This is a genomic window from Hymenobacter sp. BT18 (assembly GCF_012273015.1).
Lineage (GTDB): Bacteria > Bacteroidota > Bacteroidia > Cytophagales > Hymenobacteraceae > Hymenobacter > Hymenobacter lutimineralis.
In genome coordinates, this window is the sequence record NZ_CP050954.1 from 55,269 (window position 1) to 76,636 (window position 21,368).

20 protein-coding genes and 1 tRNA gene are annotated in these 21,368 nt (G+C 58.8%); 19 read left to right on the top strand and 2 right to left on the bottom strand.

Annotated elements, in window-relative coordinates; genetic code table 11:
• Positions 1 to 60 precede the first annotated feature (60 nt).
• The 9 genes from HER32_RS00285 to HER32_RS00325 all read left to right on the top strand — a co-directional run bounded on the left by HER32_RS00285 (position 61) and on the right by HER32_RS00325 (position 7,700).
• Positions 61 to 591: a hypothetical protein gene (locus tag HER32_RS00285; protein WP_168679576.1), complete on the top strand. Its 531-nt coding sequence runs from the start codon at positions 61 to 63 to the stop codon at positions 589 to 591.
• On the top strand, positions 588 to 845 hold the full coding sequence (locus HER32_RS00290) for a hypothetical protein (RefSeq protein WP_168679578.1): 258 nt from the start codon (positions 588 to 590) through the stop codon (positions 843 to 845). The genes HER32_RS00285 and HER32_RS00290 overlap by 4 nt, the downstream gene beginning before the upstream one ends.
• A complete protein-coding gene (locus HER32_RS00295) occupies positions 832 to 1,569 on the top strand; it encodes a hypothetical protein (protein ID WP_168679580.1) in 738 nt (245 codons plus the stop codon). The genes HER32_RS00290 and HER32_RS00295 overlap by 14 nt, the downstream gene beginning before the upstream one ends.
• 158 nt (positions 1,570 to 1,727) lie before the next feature.
• Positions 1,728 to 2,021, top strand: coding sequence for a hypothetical protein (locus HER32_RS00300; RefSeq protein ID WP_168679582.1), 294 nt, complete (start codon positions 1,728 to 1,730; stop codon positions 2,019 to 2,021).
• 1 nt (position 2,022) lies between these two features.
• Entirely contained in the window at positions 2,023 to 2,694 is a 672-nt protein-coding gene (locus tag HER32_RS00305) for a hypothetical protein (protein ID WP_168679584.1), read from the top strand.
• A 2-nt stretch (positions 2,695 to 2,696) separates the two neighbouring features.
• Positions 2,697 to 4,247, top strand: a complete 1,551-nt coding sequence (locus tag HER32_RS00310) for a hypothetical protein (protein ID WP_168679477.1) — start codon at positions 2,697 to 2,699, stop codon at positions 4,245 to 4,247.
• Positions 4,247 to 5,584 carry a hypothetical protein gene (locus HER32_RS00315; protein WP_168679586.1) on the top strand — a complete coding sequence of 446 codons (1,338 nt, stop codon included), beginning with the start codon at positions 4,247 to 4,249 and terminating at the stop codon, positions 5,582 to 5,584. Before HER32_RS00310 ends, HER32_RS00315 begins: the two co-directional genes overlap by 1 nt.
• 3 nt (positions 5,585 to 5,587) lie before the next feature.
• The gene (locus HER32_RS00320; protein ID WP_168679588.1) at positions 5,588 to 6,922 is read left to right on the top strand and encodes a hypothetical protein; all 1,335 of its coding nucleotides are present in this window, start codon (positions 5,588 to 5,590) and stop codon (positions 6,920 to 6,922) included.
• A gap of 217 nt (positions 6,923 to 7,139) precedes the next feature.
• Positions 7,140 to 7,700 carry an RNA polymerase sigma factor gene (locus HER32_RS00325; RefSeq protein WP_168679590.1) on the top strand — a complete coding sequence of 187 codons (561 nt, stop codon included), beginning with the start codon at positions 7,140 to 7,142 and terminating at the stop codon, positions 7,698 to 7,700.
• A gap of 2 nt (positions 7,701 to 7,702) precedes the next feature.
• On the opposite strand, the gene HER32_RS00330 is transcribed toward HER32_RS00325, so the two are convergent.
• Both HER32_RS00330 and HER32_RS00335 read right to left on the bottom strand, forming a co-directional pair.
• Positions 7,703 to 8,839 carry a site-specific integrase gene (locus HER32_RS00330; RefSeq protein WP_168679592.1) on the bottom strand — a complete coding sequence of 379 codons (1,137 nt, stop codon included), beginning with the start codon at positions 8,837 to 8,839 and terminating at the stop codon, positions 7,703 to 7,705.
• 81 nt (positions 8,840 to 8,920) lie between these two features.
• Positions 8,921 to 8,994 (bottom strand) — tRNA-Met (locus HER32_RS00335).
• A gap of 137 nt (positions 8,995 to 9,131) precedes the next feature.
• On the opposite strand from HER32_RS00335, the gene HER32_RS00340 reads away from it, so the two are divergent.
• From HER32_RS00340 to bshB1, 10 genes are all read left to right on the top strand, one after another.
• Positions 9,132 to 9,545 carry an START-like domain-containing protein gene (locus tag HER32_RS00340; protein ID WP_149072521.1) on the top strand — a complete coding sequence of 138 codons (414 nt, stop codon included), beginning with the start codon at positions 9,132 to 9,134 and terminating at the stop codon, positions 9,543 to 9,545.
• A 109-nt stretch (positions 9,546 to 9,654) separates the two neighbouring features.
• A complete protein-coding gene (locus HER32_RS00345) occupies positions 9,655 to 11,088 on the top strand; it encodes an LptF/LptG family permease (protein WP_149072522.1) in 1,434 nt (477 codons plus the stop codon).
• A 129-nt stretch (positions 11,089 to 11,217) separates the two neighbouring features.
• Positions 11,218 to 11,493, top strand: coding sequence for a 30S ribosomal protein S15 (rpsO, locus tag HER32_RS00350; protein ID WP_149072523.1), 276 nt, complete (start codon positions 11,218 to 11,220; stop codon positions 11,491 to 11,493).
• A gap of 190 nt (positions 11,494 to 11,683) precedes the next feature.
• Positions 11,684 to 13,843 carry a polyribonucleotide nucleotidyltransferase gene (gene pnp, locus HER32_RS00355; protein WP_149072524.1) on the top strand — a complete coding sequence of 720 codons (2,160 nt, stop codon included), beginning with the start codon at positions 11,684 to 11,686 and terminating at the stop codon, positions 13,841 to 13,843.
• A gap of 136 nt (positions 13,844 to 13,979) precedes the next feature.
• Entirely contained in the window at positions 13,980 to 14,843 is an 864-nt protein-coding gene (locus HER32_RS00360) for an RNA polymerase sigma factor RpoD/SigA (RefSeq protein WP_044513580.1), read from the top strand.
• 193 nt (positions 14,844 to 15,036) lie between these two features.
• Complete coding sequence (trxB, locus tag HER32_RS00365) at positions 15,037 to 15,984, top strand: thioredoxin-disulfide reductase (protein ID WP_168679594.1); 948 nt, start codon at positions 15,037 to 15,039, stop codon at positions 15,982 to 15,984.
• Between the two features lie 190 nt (positions 15,985 to 16,174).
• Entirely contained in the window at positions 16,175 to 17,281 is a 1,107-nt protein-coding gene (locus HER32_RS00370; RefSeq protein ID WP_232066326.1) for a peptidoglycan DD-metalloendopeptidase family protein, read from the top strand.
• A 184-nt stretch (positions 17,282 to 17,465) separates the two neighbouring features.
• Entirely contained in the window at positions 17,466 to 18,608 is a 1,143-nt protein-coding gene (locus HER32_RS00375) for a helix-turn-helix domain-containing protein (protein WP_168679596.1), read from the top strand.
• Positions 18,609 to 18,637: 29 nt separating this feature from the next.
• Positions 18,638 to 20,470: a serine hydrolase domain-containing protein gene (locus HER32_RS00380; protein WP_168679598.1), complete on the top strand. Its 1,833-nt coding sequence runs from the start codon at positions 18,638 to 18,640 to the stop codon at positions 20,468 to 20,470.
• A 121-nt stretch (positions 20,471 to 20,591) separates the two neighbouring features.
• Positions 20,592 to 21,311: a bacillithiol biosynthesis deacetylase BshB1 gene (gene bshB1, locus HER32_RS00385; protein ID WP_149072528.1), complete on the top strand. Its 720-nt coding sequence runs from the start codon at positions 20,592 to 20,594 to the stop codon at positions 21,309 to 21,311.
• Positions 21,312 to 21,368 lie beyond the last annotated feature (57 nt).

The following is a 21,368-nucleotide window of genomic DNA, read 5'->3' on the forward strand; positions in this document are numbered from 1 at the left end:
CTACTGAACATTTACCACGAGGGGCCCGCGGGCCCGCGTGTGTCAGGTTACCCCGGGTATATGGGGGCAGCCAGCGACGACGACCTGGTGCTGGTGCTGGAAAATGCCTGCGACGCGAAAGCCATTGTCTACGCTAGCAAGGAATACGGCTACGGGGTGGGCAGGCAGAAACTATGTGAGCTGCAGCCCGGCGAACATTGGAAAGCGCCTGGCTTCGGCTTGCAGCTTACCGGGGTGGAGGTGCTGACGCCGGAAGCCATAACGGTAGGCAGCCTGCGAATAAACTGGGAAACGGCAACGGCCGGTTTTCCGACCGGGAACGACTTGCTGGTGATGCGCCGCTACTTGCAGGACGGCACCCAGCGGACGGTCGTTGAAACGGTAATAGGTGACCAAGACCTGGTACCCAACGCCAACGGTATCCGGTTTCTGAATCGGGGCCAGAACGCCGTCAACGTCGGAGGGGCGCTACTGACGCCAGGCCAGCAACTCGACATACCAGCGGAGCCAGGCTACTTGCTGAGCAGCAAACTACGCATTCAGTTTATCGGCCAGCAGGATTTAGTTGAACAACTTGAAATCGGGCCGTGATGCAGGAAGAAGTCTACATGACGGTGTTAATCGGCCTGGTGGGCTGGTTGGTGAATCGGTCGGTAAGCAAGCTGGATAAAACGGTAGAAACGCTAACCGGGGAGGTAATAGAACTCAAGACCGAACGCAAGCTGCAGGATAAGCGAATGGAATCACTTGAGGGGGAGAATAGGGTATTAAGAAAGGCCCTCAGGGCTATTGATAACATCATTTACGAACGCTTCGGCATCAAACTTACCTATGATGAATTTTAACCTGAAAAATGCTTGGGAACATCCGCTAAGCTCTCTGGTGGGCGTAGTGGTGGCCCTGGTGCTGCTGGCTTGCGCCCTGCTCAAAATGTGGCCCATTGGCGACGTAATGCCGGTGCTACTGGTCGTAGTGCCGTTCCTGTTGTACGGCCGCAAAACGGGTGGGCCTGGTGCGACGCCTATGCTGGCGCTCCTGCTGGTCGTGGGCGTGGTTGGGTGCAACAAGACCCTGGCGCCGTTGGTGGCCACGTCGGACAGTACGACCGTCACTGTCCGGGAAAGGCTTGTACCTGTTGCCGGGGGCGTGGCCACGGCGCCGGCCATCAACTACGACAGCCTAGCGGATGCGCTACGGCATTCGGGCGGCGTCTACTCGGTAGAAGACCCGGCCCTGCGCGCTCAGCTCAATTTCTGGGTAGACCAGTACGGCCGGCTGCGCACGAGCTGCGAAGCCAAGCCCACGTCGGTTCCCGCCACCGACCGGGAAGAAAAGCGCACATCGGCCCGAGTAGCACAAGTGCCGGTAAAGCAGAAAGCCAACCGGGGCCAGCGCTACCAGCACCGGGTAGCCAAGCGGGCCGGCGTTTCCTGGTCGCTCTATTTCTGGACAGCCGGCATCGTTTCGGCAGCCGGCGCGGTGCTGGGCTTTATCGGTGGCCGGCGCTGGGAGCGTGGCGACCGGGTGCGGCTACTCTACGCACAAGCCAGGACGATTCCTGAACTCTAACCGACAGCACGACCGGCGCTGAGCTGGCGGATATCCGGGCGCCAGGCGCCGGCAACCGACAGCAATAGTTCGCACCTGGTCGCACGTCGAGGGAAAAAACCGACAGCAAAAATTCACGCTGCACCTGACGGCCGCAGCAAAAACCGACAGCAACTAACATGGCTAGATACCAACAGCCAGAATTTGAAGCCCGCCCCGAGGTTACGAGCCTAGCGGCGGGCTTTAATTCTTATGTAGAAACCAAGTGCCACACCTTCCGCATACGGAATACCGGCAGCACGTCTATTACCCTAACCGTAGGGTCAGTTCCTTTCGAGGTGCAGGCCGGCCGTAGTTGGGGCCTTGATACCGCCGACCCACGCGTGGTGATTCGCCAGCCGGTGCTAGTGCAGCTACCAGACGAAGCCGGCGCGGTGGCCCTGGTAGAACGCATCCTACTTATCAAGCTCTAAGATGCGGTTCATACCAGACGACGCAACCGGGGGCGGGCCAGTGGCCGCTAGCCAGGTGAGCGTAACAAATGCCGGCTACGATAACCAACAGGAGGTAAACGACGCGCTGCTGTACGTGGCGCTGGCAATTACCAGCTTTAGCCACGCCCACGGCGTCCGGCTACTCGGTAGCACCCTGGCCAGCGTGACGCTAAGCTGGGCCTATAACAAGGCCGTCACGAGCCAGGCCGTAGCCGGCCAACTGCCCGCTGTAGCGGTGCGCAGCCTTACCCTTGCTGAGAACCTGACGGCAAACAAAACCTACACGCTGCAGGCCACGGACGGCGAAACGCTGAAAACGGCGAATGCTACCGTCTACTTCTCAAACGACCGTTTTTGGGGCGTTGGGCCTGCAGGCCTGAACGGGCCGGGTGGGCTAAGTGGCGGCGGCAACGACCGGCCGGCCACCGAAACGCGGGTAAAGGACTTCACCGTAACGGCCGGCCCGGGGCAAAAAATCTACTACATGCGCGCGGCCCGACTAGGGGTTGGTACCTACAAGGTAGGCGGGTTTGAAGGGGGCTTTGTGGAACGTTTAGTGAGCTATACCAACAGCGCCGGCCACATTGAAAACTTCCTGATAGGGGAGTCCGCAACGGATAACCTAGGCGTCACAACTGTAAACGTTAGCTAAACATGGCAGGCGAAATAGAAGTAATTAACCGCATCAAGCGGAAGAATAACCCCGACCGACCGGTGGTAGATGCGGAGAACGTCGCCGGTGGCCCGCGCCGGTATGAAACCTACGCCCTGATGGTGGCCGACCTGGCGCCCGGCTCCGAATACTTGCTGCCAGGGGTTCAGGCCTATGTATGGAACGACGCCGACCTGAGCAAGCAGGGAGCCTACCGGGTTAAGTTCGACCTGACGCTGGAGAAGGAGCCGGACGGGGAAGGCATGGCAGCCGGCACAGTTGTGGACTACTGGCGCGGGGACAAGTCCTGGCAGCCGTTGAACAAAGCAGCCGTAGGCCTGGCACTCGTGCCCAACGTGGACGCCACCAACCCGGCCAATATCGTGCAGACCGCTACTTATCGAATGGTGACGGATGCGGAGAAAGCCGCGTGGAATGCCAAGCAGGCCGCGCTAGGGTACACGGCCGAAAACGTGGCCAACAAGGGCCAGGCCGGGGGCTACGTGCCGCTGAATGGTACTACCAAAATTGATTCGGTTTATCTACCGTCCTACGTAGACGATGTAGTGGAATCCGCGACGGTGGGCGCCCTGCCTGCGGTCGGAGAGGCCGGAAAAATCTATGTAGTAACCGCCACGAATGAGCAATACCGCTGGAGCGGGTCTACCTACATCAAGCTGGTGGCTTCGCCTGGTTCGACGGATGATGTTCCCGAGGGCGCGACCAACAAATACTTTACCGACGCTCGGGTACTGGTAACTACGCTGGTGGGCTATGCCATTGCCGGCGTTGCGGGTCTACTATCGGCCGGCGACTCGCTGCTGGTGGCGTTGGGCAAGCTGGAAAAGCAAATAGCCGGCAAGGCCGATACCAACCACACCCACGCCACGGCCACCGGCGCTGCCCCGGGCTTTATGAGTGCGGCCCACTACACGAAGCTGGAGAACCTGACGACGGTAGGAGGTGGGGAGCTTCCCTACAATCCGGCCACGGCCTATGCCTACCCCACGCAGGTTACCTACGATACGCCGGCCGGCTACGACGGCGGGGCCCGCACGTTCCGCAGTAAGAACACCGGCGCTGCAGCTACCCAGCCCGCGCCCCTGAATGCGACCAACGTTGTCAATGCCGCCTGGGAGGAAGTGAGCAAAGCCCTAGTAGGGACGCTTTATGTCGTCACCGGCACTAACACAAACGGCAGTATGACGCAGAAGGCCGTAACGGATGCGCTCAACCTGAAAGCCGACAAAGGCGCCGTTCCTAGTGGTGCAGGAATGCCCCTGAAATTCGACAAGACCTATATCTACGGGGTATTTGCAGCACCTACGGCCATTACGGTTGACATGGCCGGGGCCGTCATTGGGGCAACCGTGAATTTCACCTACACGGCCGACAGTAACGCCGTGGTCCTGCCTACGGTGAACACGGTTGGGGCCGCTATTCAGGTAAAGAAGCTGCAGGGTGGATTCAAGAACGGCGCGACGCATGAATGCTACATGCGCTACGTAGGGGGCAACGTTTTTCACTTCACCATTGCTATTCCGACTGCCTAATGCTATTCGAGGATACCTTTTTTTTCTCCTTACTCAATACTAAGGTTGAACTGCTATCAGTGCAGGTGACGGGCAACCGGCTGGATATTACGGTAACGGGACCTCCTACGCCGTCGCTGGAGCTGGAGGACGGCAGTAGTATTCTGCTTACCGGCGTTTATACCAAAACGTGGGGCACCAACGGCCACACGGTCGGGGTAGCATTTGACGCCGTGGGCCAGCTAACCGGCCTCAACCTGAGCAATGCCGGGGGGATTGGCACGTATGGGGCGCCCGCCAGGTATCTATACTTAGATGCGTTTCCCAACCTGTCTACGGTGACGCTCAATAACTCCATAGTAGAAAAGCTAACGGGCAAGGCTACAACGGTGGCCAGTACGGGGTCGCTGAACGTGAATGGTACTACCGACCTGAGCGGGCTGGATGCGGTGACGGTAAGCTGGATGGGTAACGCGGTGGCCAGCGTCATTCCACCACTCCCCGCCCGGCTTTCGAGCTACGATATTAGCAACAACCGCATAGATGCGTTTTCCTTGCCCGTTGCCTATCCGCTGCTGGAAACGCTGTATTTAGGGAACGGGGCCACGATGGGCCAAACGGTTGGTAAACGCATCAACGCCCCCGACCTGCGCAACGCTCCCAACCTGAAACGGCTGTATGCAAACGACGTGGATATAAAGGCCCCACAGTGGCCCACCAGCACGTCGCAGTTCCTGGCGCTGGACTGCAACCGTAGCAAGCTTTCAGCCGCGACGTGGGCCGGCACCTGGTCGCAGCTTATAGCCGTGGTGGCTGGCGCCCTGTCCCTTACTGACATTCGACTAAGAGTGGCCGGCCTCACGAGTACGGAACTCGCCGCCATTGTCGATGCTGTATGGGCCAACCGTGCCAGCCGGCCGTCGTCGGGAACCCGGATGCTCTCCCTCGACACACAAGAAGTAGCCAGCCCTTACCCGCTGGTGCAGACGGCCAGCAACCTCTACCCGGGCCTGGTTTACAATGTGGGCGCTGTTGACCTGGCCACGCGCAACAAGGCCGCAGCACTCCGGGCGCTAGGTTGGACGGTAGGCCTAAACGCGCCGGCATTCCGGCTTACCTACCTAACGGCCAGCACAACCCGGCTTACCTGGCAAAGTGACGTAGACGTGGACTTTTTTGGGGTAGGGGATACCCTGCAACTGCTGCAGGTGCAAAACCAGCCAAGCACGTCTACGCCCTGGCTTGCGCTGGGTAACTACACGGTAGCGTCAGGCAGTGGCAAGGTATGGGACATTAACGGGGGTATGTCGGCCAACAACGGGGCAACCATTGTGCACGGCGTTTTTGATAAGGTATAAGCAATGACTTTCGCAGACTTTAACACGTGGTTCGACCGGCTACCCTTCGGCAAGCAAATGGACTTGCAGCGCAAAGCCGGTTTCAGTGTGGTTGACCCTGAGCATAGCCAGCTACTGGCCCGCGCTGCAGAACGGGTCGGGCTACCGCGCACGGCTACGGCCGTGGAGGTGCTTTACGCAAAGCAACATGGGGCCATCGGCTGTCCCTGCCAGGAAGGGCACGTAGGAGAGGAAAAGGAAGGGGGCGCGTACCAGCTGAAAAGCGGCTGTGTAGCGGAGAACTTCCCGACCTACCTACTCCACACCGACCCCGAACGATTCCAGAACCGCCAGGACGCATTCAGCGAACTATCAGCCGAAGCGGTGGCCAAGCACTACGACCCCAACAAGTTCGACCCGCTGGTGGTATGGGCCGACCCGCTGCAGCGGAAAGTCTTTGTGCTCAGTGGCCATTCCCGTTTAGAAGGAATGAAGCGCCGGAAAGCTCCCTACGTGCCGGTGCGCCAGTTCCGGGGCACGGAGGCCGAAGCCATCCAATTTGCCCGGGTAGACGCGAACCGTTCCGGCAACGCCGAAAGCTTGGTAGAGGACTTGAAAGCCTACAAGCTGATGCGCGACGGTGACCAGGCCCGTAACCTTAAGCCGACCAAGAAAGGGGAGCTTTCGCGGGCCTTCAAAGGCAAGGCAGCCAAGCTGGAGGCGTGGAGCCACTTGACGCCGGGCGGGTTGTTCCTCGACACGCTAAGCCAGGATAACCGCACGGAGTTTCCCTACCTGGAGAAGTTCGCCACCTGGGTAGGCCAGCTTCGGGGAAAGCATCCTGAAATGACGAACACCCACGAGTCGGACTGCTTCAATTTCTTCTACTCCGATGCCAAGCACCAGAAGGTAAGCCGGGAGGAGTTTGATCAGCTAATCGAAAAGCGGTTGGCGTGGGGCAAGCCGCGGCTTTTCCCCGAGTGCGACCGGGGCGGGTGTACTGACCTTAACGACCTGGCAAAGCGGGGGCCACAAGCGGACGCCTACAAGATGCTGGAGGCGTTGGCCAAGTACCGCGAAACCATCACGTCGCGCCTGCGCACCACCGACCGGGGCCTACGGGTGTACACCAATGAGGAACGGGAACGGCTTAAGGAGCAAGGCCAGCTACTGGACCAGGAAATGCAGCGCCTACGCCGGGACTTGGGCCAGGCCGAAGCCGCGCCGGCTCTGTTTGGTTTGCCGGCTGGTACGGGCCTATCAGCTAGGGTAAAAAAAGGGCTTGCCAGCCTGAAACACTTAAAGCCAGCGGAGCGCGTAATACTTGCCCACGAACTATTGCGCACAACGCCCGCGTAGGGCTGCTGTCGGTTTGGCCGGCTGCAGCAGCTGGCCAGGCTTCGGAACGCTGTCGGTTTCCAGATCCTGAGCGCGCACATTGACGAAAATCTGCTGTCGTTTTTACCAAGTACACGTGTATGACCAGCGAAATAATGCTGTCAAAATATCCCAGTACCTGCCACATTCTACCAACTCATCCGTACTAGGGAAATAGCCATTTACCCCCTATATCTACATGTCTTCTGCAGTACCGCGTTACTCTGCTGAGAGTGAAGCGAACCTAGTTCAACGTTTGTACGCGCGTGATGAGTCTGCAATGACCATCTTCTATAGTAACTATCGCGCTGCCCTCTATCGGGTTATCCTGCGCATTGTCAAAAGCCCTGATATGGCAGATGACGTATTACAGGAGAGCATGCTAAAAATATGGCTCAGTTTTGCTCACTATGATGCTGGGAGAAGTCGCCTATTCACTTGGGCGTTAAACATATGCCAGCACCAGGCAATTGACACACTTCGGTTAAAAGCTAACCGGCAATGGACTAAGATGGATGATATAATTGGTTGTATCCCGGCCAAGCAAATGGCTACCCCTGCCGCAAGTATGCTTAGTTCCGATTTAGCTACCTGTCTGGCTTACCTGAAGCCCATCTACAGAGAAGTATTAGAGTACCGCTTTTATCAGCAAATGTCTGTTGAGGAAACAGCTAAGCATCTAGATATGCCCCTAGGAACATTGAAATCACGGAATAGAGAAGCTATGCGTTGCTTATTACTGATTTGGAAAAAAAGCTAAGGTTAAAAATCAGGCATCTTAGCCAGCTGCTCATCGTCGTCAAACATTCCCAACTCGCGCAGGTAAGTTGCTGTAATGCCGGCGTGGGCGTGGCGACAATGCCGGCGTACTAGCTCTATATCCTTCGTGGCCAGGTACAGATTGATAGCGCCGGTATGCTTGTAGCCATATACGGTATGTTCACCGTCAGCCAGGCCCACAGCCATAAGGACCTTGCGGTGCCGTTTTGCAAACCAGTTCTTTCCTACGGGGACGGTGCCTGGCTTCTGGTCCTTCGTGAACACGTAATAGTCGGGCGGGTAGCTGCGAATGCCGGCCGCGTCAATCATGGCAGCTAGCTTGGGCAATATGGCTACGTGTTCGGCCCGGCTGTTCTTGGCCCGGGACGCCGGTACTAGAATAGTCTTCTCGCGCAGGTCTCGAACGCGGAGTAATCGTAGCTCGGTACCACTCCTTATAAAGCAGTAGTAAATGAAGCTTATATATAGGAGTAGTTGATGGTCGCCCCGCGCTTCTATTTCGGCCGTAATAGCCCGGCGCTCGGGTTCGGTATAGGGTACGTGAATAGGGGAGGCCTCTACCTTGCGCAGTTCGGTTGGTGCGGCCGGGTTCCGGTTTAGAATTTCGTTTTTGACCAGGTAGTTAAAATGGGCGTTCAGGCTATTCCTATAGTTATTGTATGTCTTGGCCGAGATGCCGCGCTTGCTCTGCTCGTCCAGGAACTTGTTGATGTGGGCCAGGTTCAGATAGCGCATAGGAAGGTTACCGAAGGTGGGAAACTCCTTTACTTTCCTTTGGGCCACTAAATAGAACTCAGTACCAATTCCAGCAGCGGCCTTACGCTCTACTACCCATGTGAGGGCATCCAGTACGGTCGCAGTCCGTGGGTCTAATCCTAATGTGACAGCTGGGGTAGTGCCGGTGGTGTAGCCTTCCTTTAATAAGGTGCGGATTTCAGCAAGCTTCTCTTTGCACACCCGGCGCCGGTCGCGGAGCGTGGTGTACTTGTTCATACCCGTATACTGCTTCCGAACGAAGGCTTGCTTGTCCGTATCCCATATCCGGTAGTCGATGTACCAGCGCTTGGATAGGTCGCCGTCCGCGTCGAATAGGCGCGGTTCATAGTCAGGCGAAAACATAGCGTGTTATAAAACTGTGATAAAAAAATAACAGGCACGAAAAAACCGCATAGAACATATGTTCTATGCGGTTTTTGAAAGTAGCGGGGACGAGAGTTGAACTCGTGACCTCAGGGTTATGAATCCTGTGCTCTAACCAACTGAGCTACCCCGCCGGGTTTTTGGTGCCGCAAAGGTAGCCACAAGATTTGTAGCGGCGCAAGCGTTGGCGCAAAAAAAAACCCATTATCTTGCCGCAAACCCACGGTGCGGCTGTGCACTGATTGGCCTTCGGTTTGTTTTTCATCTGCTTATGCCGCTCTCCGCTACTCGCTCCAAACACCGGTTCACGGTAGAATACCCCATTAACGCCTCGCCTAAGATCTTATACCCTTACTTGGCCAGCGCCTCCGGCCTGGGGCACTGGTTTTGCCAGAAAGTACGCCTGGACGAGCAGCACCATTTTATTTTCACCTGGGATGGGCAGGACCACTACGCGGAAATGAACTCCCACCGCACCAACCGGTCGGTGCGCTTTGTCTTCCTCGACAAAAACCGCCGTCACACCCCGGATGCCAACTTCCTCGACTTCACCATCGAGTCCTCGGAGCTGACCCAGGAAGTATTCCTGCGGGTGATTGATTACTCGGAGGAAACCGATGAAATTGAGCTGCAGGAAATGTGGGATAATTTGGTACAGAATCTGCGGGAGCAGGTGGGCGGCTAGCTGCTGCCAGCCGCGCTTCTTCTGGGCGTAAGCAAAACGAGCGGTACTTTCGTTTTGCTTACGCTTTCTTATTGGCAGCCGGGAGCCCGCCGGGCGCGCTGCATCCTTTATGAAAAAACTCGATAAACTGATTCTACAGGCCTTTGCCGGGCCTTTCTTTCTCACGTTCGCGGTGGTGCAGTTCATTCTGCTCACCCAGTACATGCTCAAATACCTCGATGACATCATCGGCAAGGATTTGGGCGGGGGCGTGCTGGCCCAGTTGCTGGCTTTCTTTAGCATCCTGATTGTCCCCATTTCCCTGCCGCTGGCTGTGCTGCTTTCCTCCCTCATGACGTATGGCACGCTGGGGGAGCACCAGGAGCTGACGGCCATCAAAACGTCGGGAATTTCCTTGCCCCGCATCCTGCGCCCGGTGCTGCTGGTGAGTTTGCTGCTGGCGGGGGGAGCCTTCTGGTTCAACAACACCATTGTACCCAAGGCTAACCTGAAAGCCTATAGCCTGCTCTGGGACGTGCGCCAGCAAAAGCTGGCCCTCGATATCCGGGAAGGCATCTTCTACAACGGTATTCCGGGGTATACCATCAAGGTAAACAAGAAGCTGGGCGAAAACGGGGACCGGCTGCACGGCGTCATGATCTACGACCATTCCCGCAGCGCCGGCAATTCGGCCATCATTCTGGCCGACTCCGGCCGGATGTTTACCCGCTTTGGGGGGCAATACCTGAGTCTGGAGCTCTATAGCGGAACCAGCTACATCGAGCAGCCCGAGGCCAACAACCGCTCCGAAACCGGCTTTATGCGCCAGAATTTTCGCCGGAACCTGATAACCTTCTCACTGGCTTCCTTTAACCTGGACCGCACCAAGGAAGAGCTGTTTTCGGAAAACAAGATGATGAAGAACCTGCAGCAACTTCACAGCTACACCGACTCGCTACAGCGACAACTAGGCGTGGAACGCCTGAAGACCACCGCCGAGCTAAATTCCTACTATTCACATCTGCGGGTAGATACAACGGGGCAAACCCAGCGGGAGCGACTGGCCCAGTGGAAACGCATTCCGGTGCGCCGCCTGACGCCCCTTACGCCCGGGCTGGTGCAAAACGCCACTGACCGGGCCCGCAACGTACAGTCTTCTATCACCAGCTCCCAGATCCGCCTGGCCGAAATTGCCCGCGACACCAACAACTACCGCATCGAAATCTACCGCAAGTACACCCAGTCGGCGGCCATCCTGATTATGTTCCTGATTGGAGCCCCGCTTGGCTCTATCATTAAGAAAGGAGGCCTGGGCGTGCCCGTGCTGATTTCCATCATCTTCTTTATCGTATTCTATGTGCTGTCCATTATTGGGGAGAAATATGGGCGGGAAGGAGTGATGCCCGTGGGCATCGGCATGTGGATGGCCAACCTGATTCTGCTGCCCATTGGCGTGTTCTTCCTAAACCAGGCCCGCCACGACTCCGGCTTGCTGGAAGTAGACTTCTGGCGCCGCCTGCCCGCCCGCTTGCCGAAGTTTTTGGGCGGTGCCCCGAAAGCCTAGCAACCAAGGTGGTTTTTCGACTGTGGGGTAGTGATACAGCCGAAAAAACCGTTACCTTTGCGGCACCCCGAGGTGCGGGGTAATGCATAATTTCATTTTTAAATCCAAGACGGGGAAACCTATCTGCCGATGAAACTCACTACCGAAGCAAAACAGGCTATTTTCGAGAAAAGCAGCCTGCAGAAGTCTACCACCGATACCGGTTCGGCCGAATCGCAAATTGCGCTCTTCACGCACCGCATCAACCACCTGACGGAACACCTGAAGGTGAACAAAAAAGACTTCTCGACCCGCCTGGGTCTGCTGAAGCTTGTAGGTAAGCGTCGTCGTCTGTTGGATTACCTGCAGCACCGCGAAATCAACCGCTACCGCGCAATCATTAAAGAGCTGGGTATCCGCAAGTAACCTCGCCCTAATGGAGCAGGGAGCCTTTTTTCAAAGGTTCCCTGCTCTTTTTTTGGGCAGTCTGGTCAGCGGCGTAATCCCACAGACTGCTCTTCCCCCGAAAATTCCTACCTAGAGCAAAAGGGGGCCGCTGCCGGCCCGCTTTTTACGGCTGCTCGCCCGCTGTCGCTTTTTCAAGCAAACTGAGAAGATGCCCAATTACAACGCTATTACCAAGAGCATTGCCCTGCCGGATGGTCGGCAGATTACCCTGGAAACCGGCAAGCTGGCCAAATTCGCGGATGGTGCCGTGGTAGTGCGCCTCGGCGACGCCATGCTGCTGGCTACCGTCGTGTCGCAGCCCAGCGCCCGCGGCGACGTGGATTTCCTGCCCCTGTCGGTTGATTACCAGGAGAAATTTGGCGGTGCCGGTAACATTCCCGGCTCGTTCCAGCGTCGCGAAGGCCGCTTGTCGGACTACGAGATTCTGGTGTGCCGCATCGTAGACCGCATCCTGCGCCCGATGTTCCCCAAGGACTATCACTACGAGGTGCAGGTAATGATTACGCTGATTTCGGCCGATAAGACCGTGCAGCCCGACGCCCTGGCCGCCCTGGCCGCTTCGGCTGCTCTGTCGATTTCGGATATTCCCTTCGCCGGCCCCATCTCGGAGGTTCGTGTGGCCCGCATCGACGGCAAGCTGCAAATCAACCCCCTGACCGCCGACATTGCCCGCGCCGACATCGACCTGATCGTAGGAGCCACGGCCGATTCGGTAGCCATGGTGGAAGGCGAAATGAACGAAGTGAGCGAAGAGGAAATGGTGGAAGCCATTGCCTTTGCCCACGAAGCCATCAAGGAGCAGGTTCGCGTACAGCAGGAATTGGCCGCCGCCGTGGAAAAATCCCACGTGAAGCGCGAGTATCCCAAATACGAGGAAAACGATGAGCTGAAGCAGCGCATCACCGAGGCCGTATATCAGGGGGCTTACGAGGTAGCCAAGTCGGGCAATACCAGCAAGGCGGGCCGTAAGGAGGCTTTTGGTGCTATTAAAAAGCCTTTGCTGGAGCAGCTGCTCGCCGAAAACCCCGAGCTGGACCAGAAAATGTTCGGCCGCTACTACGGCTCGGCCGAGAAGAAGGCCATCCGCGACATGATGATCAAGGAGCGCACCCGCCTCGATGGTCGCCAGCTAACGGAAATTCGCCCCATCTGGAGCGAGGTAAACTACCTGCCCGGTGCCCACGGTTCGGCCCTGTTCACCCGCGGCGAAACCCAGTCGCTGACCACGGTTGCCCTCGGCACCAAGCTCGATGAGCAGATCATCGACACGGCCATGACCTCGGGCTACAGCAAGTTCATGCTGCACTACAATTTCCCGGCCTTCTCGACCGGTGAGGTGAAGCCCAACCGCGGCCCCGGCCGCCGCGAAATCGGCCACGGTAACCTGGCCCAACGCTCCTTGAAGAAGGTAATGCCTTCCGACGACGAGAACCCCTACACCGTGCGCATCGTGTCGGACATCCTGGAGTCGAACGGCTCTTCGTCGATGGCGACGGTTTGCGCTGGTTCGATGGCCCTGATGGATGCGGGTATTCCGGTACGCGCCGCCGTTTCGGGTATTGCCATGGGCCTTGTGCAGGACAAGGAAACCGGCGAGTACGCCGTGCTGTCCGATATCCTGGGCGATGAGGACCACCTCGGCGACATGGACTTCAAAGTAACCGGCACCGAGAAGGGTATCGTGGCTTGCCAGATGGACATCAAAATCCAGGGCCTGAGCGCCGAAATCATGACGGCGGCCCTACACCAGGCCCGCGAAGGCCGCCTGCACATCCTGCGCGAAATGGCTAAGACCATTGCCGCGCCGGCTGCCGAGCTGAAGCCGCATACGCCTCGCTCGCACAAAATGCTGATCGATAAGGAATACATCGGCGCTGTTATCGGGCCCGGTGGCAAAGTCATTCAGCAGATCCAGAAGGATACCAACGCCACGGTTATCATCGAGGAGAAGGACGAGAAAGGCCACGTGAGCATCTACGCTTCCAACCAGGAAGACATGCAGGGGGCTATCGACCGGATCCGGGCCATTGCGGCTACCCCCGAAGTGGGCGAGACCTACAAAGGCAAGGTGCGGAGCATTCAGCCCTACGGTGCCTTCGTGGAAATCATGCCGGGCAAAGACGGGCTGTTGCACATTTCCGAGGTAGCGCACGAGCGTTTGGCCACCTTGGAAGGCGTGCTGGAAGTAGGCCAGGAGATTGACGTGAAACTGCTGGATATCGACAAGAAAACGGGCAAGTACCGGTTGTCGCGCAAGGTGTTGCTGCCCAAACCGGAGCGCGCTGCCGACTCCAACGGCGCAGCTTAACCCGCCGCTGCCGAACTTTCGCGGGTACCGGGGTGTTGCACACAATCAAGCCCGGTACCCGCGTTTGGGTATCTTCCGTAAACCGGACAAGAAACGACGTTACTAGCAACCTCAACTCCAATCTCTCGCGCCCGCAATGAGACAGTTAAAAATCAGCAAGCAGATCACCAACCGCGAAAGCCAGTCGCTGGATAAATACCTCCAGGAAATTGGCAAGGTGGATCTGCTAACCCCCGACGAGGAGGTAACGCTGGCGCAACGCATCAAAGAAGGTGACCAGCAAGCGCTGGAAAAACTCACCAAGGCTAACTTGCGCTTCGTGGTGTCGGTGGCCAAACAGTACCAAAACCAGGGCTTGTCGCTGGGCGATTTGATCAACGAGGGCAACCTGGGTCTGATTAAAGCCGCGAAGCGCTTCGACGAAACCCGTGGTTTTAAATTCATCTCCTACGCCGTTTGGTGGATTCGCCAGTCAATTCTGCAGGCCTTAGCTGAGCAGTCGCGCATCGTACGTCTGCCCCTGAACCGGGTAGGCTCGCTGAACAAAATCAGCAAGTCCTTCTCCGAGCTGGAGCAGAAGTTTGAGCGGGAGCCTTCGCCCGAGGAAATAGCCGAAGTACTGGAGCTGACGACCTCGGAAGTGGTGGACACGCTCAAGATTTCGGGTCGCCACGTATCGGTGGATGCGCCGTTTGTGCAGGGCGAGGAAAACCGCCTACTCGACGTACTCGAAAACGAAGACGAGGAAAGCCCCGACATGGGCTTGATGAACGACTCCCTCCGCAAGGAAGTGCAGCGCGCCCTGAGCACGCTCACTAAGCGCGAGGCCGACGTGATTACGCTCTATTTCGGCTTGAACGGGGAACATTCCCTCACGCTGGAAGAAATCGGCGAGAAGTTCAACCTCACCCGCGAGCGGGTGCGTCAGATCAAGGAAAAAGCCATCCGCCGCCTGCGCCACACCTCGCGCAGCAAGGCCCTGAAACCGTATCTGGGGTAGATTTTCTACTCCACCACAACAAACCCTGACCTTTGGTTGGGGTTTTTTGTTGTAGCCTGGCCGGTGTGCTGGTACCGGCCCACCGGCCAATAGGGCCGGGGGGGGCGCCGCGTACTGCGCCGCACCTGTTACCTTTGCACTCCCAAACCCAACTCTTCCTGGCGCCGGCATAGGCCTGCGCTATCTTCTCAACATGGCTACTACCACTCCTGAACACGTAAAGTGTTTGATTATCGGCTCGGGCCCAGCGGGCTATACCGCAGCTATTTATGCAGCCCGGGCCAACATGCAGCCCGTGATGTACCAGGGCCTGCAGCCCGGCGGGCAACTCACCATCACCAACGATGTGGAGAACTTCCCCGGCTACCCCGACGGCATCATGGGACCGGAAATGATGGAGGATCTGAAAAAGCAGGCCGCCCGTTTCGGCACGGATATCCGCTACGGCCTGGCTACCTCCGTAGACTTTTCGGGGCAGCCCCACCGCGTGACCATCGATGAGCAGACGGAGCTGACGGCCGATGCCGTGATTATTGCCACCGGCGCCTCGGCTAAGTGGCTGGGCATTCCCTCCGAGCAGCGCCTCAATGGCTCGGGCGTGTCGGCCTGCGCCGTGTGCGACGGTTTCTTCTACCGGGGCAAGGACGTGGCCATTGTGGGGGCCGGCGACACGGCTGCTGAAGAAGCGACTTACCTGGCCAACCTTTGCAACAAGGTGTACATGCTGGTTCGGAAAGGCGAAATGCGGGCCTCGAAAATCATGCAGAAGCGGGTAGAAGACAACCCCAAGATTGAAATCCTGTGGAATACCGTTACGGATGAAATCCTGGGCGAGCACGCCGTGGAAGGCGTGCGGGTGAAAAATGTACTAACCCACGAAACGCGCGAAATTCCGATTCACGGTTTCTTCGTGGCTATTGGACACGAGCCTAACTCCAAAATATTTCAGCCTTACCTGCACCACGATGAGCAGGGCTATCTGAAGACCATTCCCGGCACCAGCAAAACCAACGTGGACGGCATTTTCGCCTGCGGCGACGTGCAGGACTACACCTACCGGCAAGCCGTAACGGCGGCCGGTACCGGCTGCATGGCCGCCTTGGACGCCGAACGGTATCTGGCGGCCAAAGACCTGCATTAATGAATTGCTGGTGGCCGGTGGCTATCAGCTGTTCGCATTTAGCCGCACGCGCAGTTCCCGGCGGCAAAACGCCGGGAATTGCGCGTTGAAGTTCGTTTGCTGCTTCTCACATGAAAATCAATAGCCAATCGTTAGAGGCCAACAGCTAGTAGCCATCAGCTACCAGCTCTCATCCTAAATCCCGCTGCATTTGCTGACCAAAGTAATTTTCTGGCTAGGCCTCGTGCTGTGTCTGTTGCTGCTGGCTTGCCCCGAGCAGGTCCAGGCCCAGCGCCGCCGCACGACGCCTGCCAGCTCCAAAGGCAAGACCTCCGGGAAGCGCAAGGACTTTTTCAAGTTCAAGTCGCCGACCATCCGCTATGTGCGCCCCGATACCACCGTGCTCATCAAAACGGAAGACCTGCCCGATGATGACTCGGAGGCCTCGAAGTCCATCTACTTCAATCCAGCCAAGAAGCTGTCCATTGTGAGTGAGGACACGACTACGCTGGACGAGGGCGAGCAGCAGATCGTGGAAATGTCGGAGGAGGTGCTCATTGACTCTTCCTGGATTAAAGTGGCCGGCTATTACGCCATTTGGGATACGCGCAACATCAACCCCTACCGCGTAGATGGGCGCCGCATTCGTGACACCCTGAACCTGCGCCTGGTGGAGCCGGAAAAGCAGCGCTTCAGCAGAATGCCCCTCACCGAAACCCCGCTTACTTCCGACTTTGGTTTCCGGGGTTACCGCTGGCACTACGGCGTGGACCTGGATTTGGAAACCGGCGACTCGGTGAAAGCCGTGTTTGATGGGGTAGTGCGCATTGTGAAGTGGGACGGCTCCGGCTACGGCAACTACATTCTGGTGCGCCACTACAACGGCGTGGAAACCCTCTATGGTCACTTGCAGAAGTCGTTGGTGACGCCCGGCACGTTCGTGAAGGCCGGCCAGCTGATTGGGCGCGGGGGCAGCACCGGCCGCAGCACCGGCTCCCACCTGCACTTTGAGGTGCGCTATGAGGGCAACCCCATTGACCCGGAGCGCATGTACGACTTTCCCGATTACAAGCTGCGCGGCGACAATTTTCAAATTACCTCGGCGCTGTTCAACTACTACAACCAGGCGCTGCGGGCCCGGGCGGCGGCTAAGCGGCACGCGCCGGCCGCCGCCCGCCGCACTGTCACGCACCGCATCCGCTCCGGCGACACGGTGTCGGGTATTGCCCAGAAGTACGGGGTGTCGCAGGCCCAGATTCGCCGCCTCAACAGCGGCCTCAGTACCCTGCGCATCGGCCGCACAATTCGGATTAAGTAGCCTGAACCAGCTCAACCGTTACAAGCCCTGCCGAATTCTATCCGGCGGGGCTTTTTTGTGACATTGGCCTGGTAGGAGCGGTGCCTGAAAGCGGAAAGAATGCCTACCTTTTAACACCCGGACCGGAATACGGTTGCCTGTTTCAGGTAGCCTAGCCCTCCGGTCCTGTACCTGCCTGCTGCCCATGTTTGTTCACCTTGATCTGGGGGTTGTGTTTCAGCTGTTCTGTCTGGTGCAGGGGCTGACAACGGCCGCCTACTTGCTGGCGGGGCCGCGCCGGCCGGGCAGTCGGTGGCTGGCCCTGTTGGTGCTGGCTCTCACGCTACAGGTCATAGATTATTTTCTGAGTCGCTCGGGCGTGTACTACCGGAACCGGGGGCTTTATTTTACCCCGCTGTTTTTTTCCTGGGGCTTTGGGCCCTTGCTGCTCGCCTACGTACGGGCTTTGTATGGGGGGCGCCCGCTGCGGTGGCCACACTTTGCGCCCGTACTGGTGCAGGTGCTGTTTTATTGCAGTGTAGCCCTGCAGTCGTTTGATACCAAAACCTGGTTTTGGCTGGCCGTGCATAAGCCCTTTACGCGCTACGTCGAGCATTACGGAGCCGTACTGTCCGTGCTGTTGTATACGGGCCTGGCCCTGCGGTTTTTGCGGCAACAACCCAAGCCGCCGCGCTGGCTGACGTTGGGCTTGCTTGGAATAGGGCTGTTTTATGGGGCCGCCGCGCTCGACCCATTGGTAAACAGTTGGTATCTGCCGAAACAGGCGCCCAAGTTCTACCTCACCAGCTTGGTGCTGCCCGTGCTGGCCTATGGCTTGGCGCTGCTGGCCTGGGTAAAAACCCACGTAGCAACTGGTAGGATGCCCGCTGAGGCAGCCCCGGTAGGGGACACAACGGGTGAAGCCGAGCTGGAACCAGCTACCTCCGTGGTAAGCCGGGAACCCCAGGAAATCAACCCCGAGCAGGTGCGCCGGGTGGTAGCGGCTTTTGAGGAAGAAGAGTTGTTTCGCAACCCGGAGCTCACCCTCGACAGCTTGGCCCAGCACCTCAACCTGACCCCCAACCTAGCCTCGCACTTGATCAATGCCGGGCTGGGTCAGTCGTTCTACGACCTGGTGAATGGGTACCGGCTGGCGGAAGTAAAGCGCCGGCTGCTCACGCCCGATGCCCGCCGCCTCACGGTGCTGGCCCTGGCGCTGGAAGCGGGCTTCAACTCCAAAACCACCTTCAACCGGGTATTCAAGGAAAAAACCGGCCTCACGCCCCGGGAGTACCAAAAGAAGTACCAAGCTACCCAGTGGGACGACTCGGTGCCGGCTGCGGGCTAGGTTTGCAGCCATCAACTACCCTCTGTGTTATGCGCCTGTTCCTTCTGGGGCTGCTTTTGCTCAGCAGCCTGAATGCCTTTCGAGTCGCTGCCCAACCGGCTCCTGCCCCCTTGCCCGCGTCGGTGCCCGCCCGCATTCGGGCAGTGGAAAACAGCTTGCTGCCTTACGTGCCCGTGGCCGGGCTACCGGGCTGGAACCTGCTGGACCGGATGAAGTACCACCGCGTGCCGGGGCTGAGCATAGCCGTCATCCACAACTATCGGGTGGAGTGGGTGAAAGGCTACGGCTGGGCCGATACCACCAAGCGCCTGCCCGTCACGGCGGCTACGCTGTTCTCGGCGGGGTCTATTTCCAAGCTGGTCACGGCTGGGGCTGCCTTGCAACTGGTCCAGGCGGGCAAGCTGAGTTTGGACGCGCCCATCAATACCTACCTGAAAGCCTGGCAGCTGCCCGAAAACGAGTTTACCCGTCAGCAGCCCGTCACCTTGCGGCGGCTGCTCAGCCACCAGGGCGGCACCAGCCAGTCGGCCTACTTTGGGTTTGTCCCGGGAAAAGCCCCGTTGCCTTCGGTGGTGGATATCCTCAGCGGGCAGCCCCAGGCCGAGAGCCGGCCGGTGATAGTAAACCAAGTGCCGGGCTCGGGCTTCCAATACTCGGGTGGGGGCTACCTGGTGGCCCAGCTGGCGCTAATGGACGTGACCGGCCAGGACTTTGCGGCCCTTACCAACGAGGTGCTGTTCCGGCCCCTGCGCATGCGCAGCGCCACGTTTGCCCAGCCCTTGCCGGCAGCATTGGCGGGGCGCGCAGCCTGGGCCTATTCAGAAAGTAGCTGGTTTAAGGGCGTACCCTACCTGTATCCGCAGCAAGCCGCGGCCGGGCTCTACGCCACCCCCGCCGATGTTGCTCGGTTTCTGCTGGAAGTGCAGCAAGCCTACCGGGGCCGCGGGCGGGTGCTGACCCAGGCCACGGCCCGGGCCATGCTCACGCCCCAGGCCGAGGTGTCGCAGGGCACGTACCGGGAGCAGATGGGTCTGGGGGCTTTCCTGCTGCAGCGCGCCGACCGTACCGACGACGCCACCCGCTACTTCGAGCACACGGGCGTGAATGCCGGTTTTCTGGCGTATGCCATCGGGAGCGTGGTAGGGGGCAATGGGGTCGTTATCATGATGAATAACAACAATGGCGCTGCGGAGCTGGGCAAGGAGCTGCGCCGGGCCGTAGCCAAGGTGTACGGCTGGCCCGGTTTTCTGCCCGATGCCATTCAGCCCCTGGCTGCTGCCTCTACGCATCTGGATGCCTATGCCGGCCGCTACCAGCGTGGCCCCGACGAGGTAGTGACGTTTCGGCGCCAGGATGGGCACTTGGTGGAAACCATCAACGACGGCCCTGAAATTCTGGTGTACCCGGTGGGCCCGGATACCGTAGCCTTCACTGACTTTGCCCTGCGCGGGGTGTTCCTGCGGGACGCGGCCGGGCAGGTGCGGGGGCTGCGCATTCCGGAGCTGAACCAGCAGCTGCCCCGGCTGGCCCCCGACCAGTGGCTGCCGGGCGAGCAGCTGCGCCGGGGCCGGATAGCCGAGGCCGTAGCCGGCTACCGTCAGCTGCACCTCAACGAGTACCAGCTCACCTACCTTGTCTACGAGCTCCTGAACGGGCGACCGGCTAACCTTCCAGCCGCCGAGGCGTTGCTCAACCTGGCTCAGGAGCAGTTTCCACAGTTGTCCATTGTGTTTGCGCGCTGGGGTGATTTGTACGTGCGGCAGGCCAACAAGCCTAAGGCCATTGAAGCCTACCAACAGGCCCTGCGCCTGTACCCCGAGGACAAAGACGTACAGGAAAAGCTGCGGGCCCTGCAGCCGTAGGAGGGCAGAGGCAGCAGACTACCGCAGTACCTGCTACTTTTGCCTACCCCGGTAGCGTCCGCCAGGCTTTGCCCAATGGTGTTTTTCTGCTCCCGAAATCCAAGCCCCTAAGTCCCCAAAAATGAAACTTGATATTCTGGTGCTGGCCTCACACCCCGACGATGCGGAGCTGTGTTGCGGCGGCACTATTGCGGCTGCTATTGCCCAAGGCAAAAAAGTAGGCATCGTAGACCTCACGCGCGGGGAGCTGGGCACCCGCGGTACGCCTGCTACCCGGGCCCAGGAAGCCGCCGACGCGGCCCGGCTACTCGGCATTGCGGCCCGCGAGAACCTGGGCCTGCCCGACGGCTTCTTCCGCAACGACCGGGAACACCAGCTACCCATTGTGGCCGCCGTGCGCCGCTATCAGCCCGATATTGTCTTCTGCAACGCCGTGCACGACCGGCACCCCGACCACGGCCGGGGCTCCGCGCTGGCCTCCGATGCCTGCTTTCTGGCCGGCCTGAAGATGATAGAAACCCTTGGAGATGACGGCCAGCCTCAGGCTGCGTGGCGCCCCCGGCAGGTGTACCACTTCATCCAGGACCGCTACATCAAGCCCGACTTTGTGGTGGATATTTCTGCCTTTTGGCAGCAGAAGCGCGCCGCAGTAGCCGCCTACGCTTCCCAGTTCAACGTAGCCGCCGACGGCCAGCCCCACACGCACATTTCCTCGCCGGAGTTCTGGCACTTCATGGAAGGCCGGGCCCGCGAGTTCGGCCACGCGGTGGGCGTAGAGTTCGGGGAAGGCTTCACGGTAGAGCGTCCCATCGGCGTGCGCGACGTAGCCACCCTGTTTTAGAAGTGCCGTTGCGTGGGTGGGGTACTAGGTTAAAACCCGTCAGGATCCATGTGTTGT

Excerpts from the sequence above, each read along its gene's own strand:
- HER32_RS00345 (WP_149072522.1), top strand. The coding sequence starts at position 9,655 with ATGAAAAAACTCGATAAACTGATTCTACAGGCCTTTGCCGGGCCTTTC.
- HER32_RS00340 (WP_149072521.1), top strand. The coding sequence starts at position 9,132 with ATGCCGCTCTCCGCTACTCGCTCCAAACACCGGTTCACGGTAGAATAC.
- HER32_RS00360 (WP_044513580.1), top strand. The coding sequence starts at position 13,980 with ATGAGACAGTTAAAAATCAGCAAGCAGATCACCAACCGCGAAAGCCAG.
- HER32_RS00295 (WP_168679580.1), top strand. The coding sequence starts at position 832 with ATGATGAATTTTAACCTGAAAAATGCTTGGGAACATCCGCTAAGCTCT.
- HER32_RS00375 (WP_168679596.1), top strand. The coding sequence starts at position 17,466 with ATGTTTGTTCACCTTGATCTGGGGGTTGTGTTTCAGCTGTTCTGTCTG.
- HER32_RS00330 (WP_168679592.1), bottom strand. The coding sequence starts at position 8,839 with ATGTTTTCGCCTGACTATGAACCGCGCCTATTCGACGCGGACGGCGAC.
- bshB1 (WP_149072528.1), top strand. The coding sequence starts at position 20,592 with ATGAAACTTGATATTCTGGTGCTGGCCTCACACCCCGACGATGCGGAG.
- pnp (WP_149072524.1), top strand. The coding sequence starts at position 11,684 with ATGCCCAATTACAACGCTATTACCAAGAGCATTGCCCTGCCGGATGGT.
- HER32_RS00305 (WP_168679584.1), top strand. The coding sequence starts at position 2,023 with ATGCGGTTCATACCAGACGACGCAACCGGGGGCGGGCCAGTGGCCGCT.
- HER32_RS00300 (WP_168679582.1), top strand. The coding sequence starts at position 1,728 with ATGGCTAGATACCAACAGCCAGAATTTGAAGCCCGCCCCGAGGTTACG.
- HER32_RS00320 (WP_168679588.1), top strand. The coding sequence starts at position 5,588 with ATGACTTTCGCAGACTTTAACACGTGGTTCGACCGGCTACCCTTCGGC.
- HER32_RS00380 (WP_168679598.1), top strand. The coding sequence starts at position 18,638 with ATGCGCCTGTTCCTTCTGGGGCTGCTTTTGCTCAGCAGCCTGAATGCC.
- HER32_RS00315 (WP_168679586.1), top strand. The coding sequence starts at position 4,247 with ATGCTATTCGAGGATACCTTTTTTTTCTCCTTACTCAATACTAAGGTT.
- trxB (WP_168679594.1), top strand. The coding sequence starts at position 15,037 with ATGGCTACTACCACTCCTGAACACGTAAAGTGTTTGATTATCGGCTCG.
- HER32_RS00325 (WP_168679590.1), top strand. The coding sequence starts at position 7,140 with ATGTCTTCTGCAGTACCGCGTTACTCTGCTGAGAGTGAAGCGAACCTA.
- HER32_RS00285 (WP_168679576.1), top strand. The coding sequence starts at position 61 with ATGGGGGCAGCCAGCGACGACGACCTGGTGCTGGTGCTGGAAAATGCC.
- HER32_RS00310 (WP_168679477.1), top strand. The coding sequence starts at position 2,697 with ATGGCAGGCGAAATAGAAGTAATTAACCGCATCAAGCGGAAGAATAAC.
- rpsO (WP_149072523.1), top strand. The coding sequence starts at position 11,218 with ATGAAACTCACTACCGAAGCAAAACAGGCTATTTTCGAGAAAAGCAGC.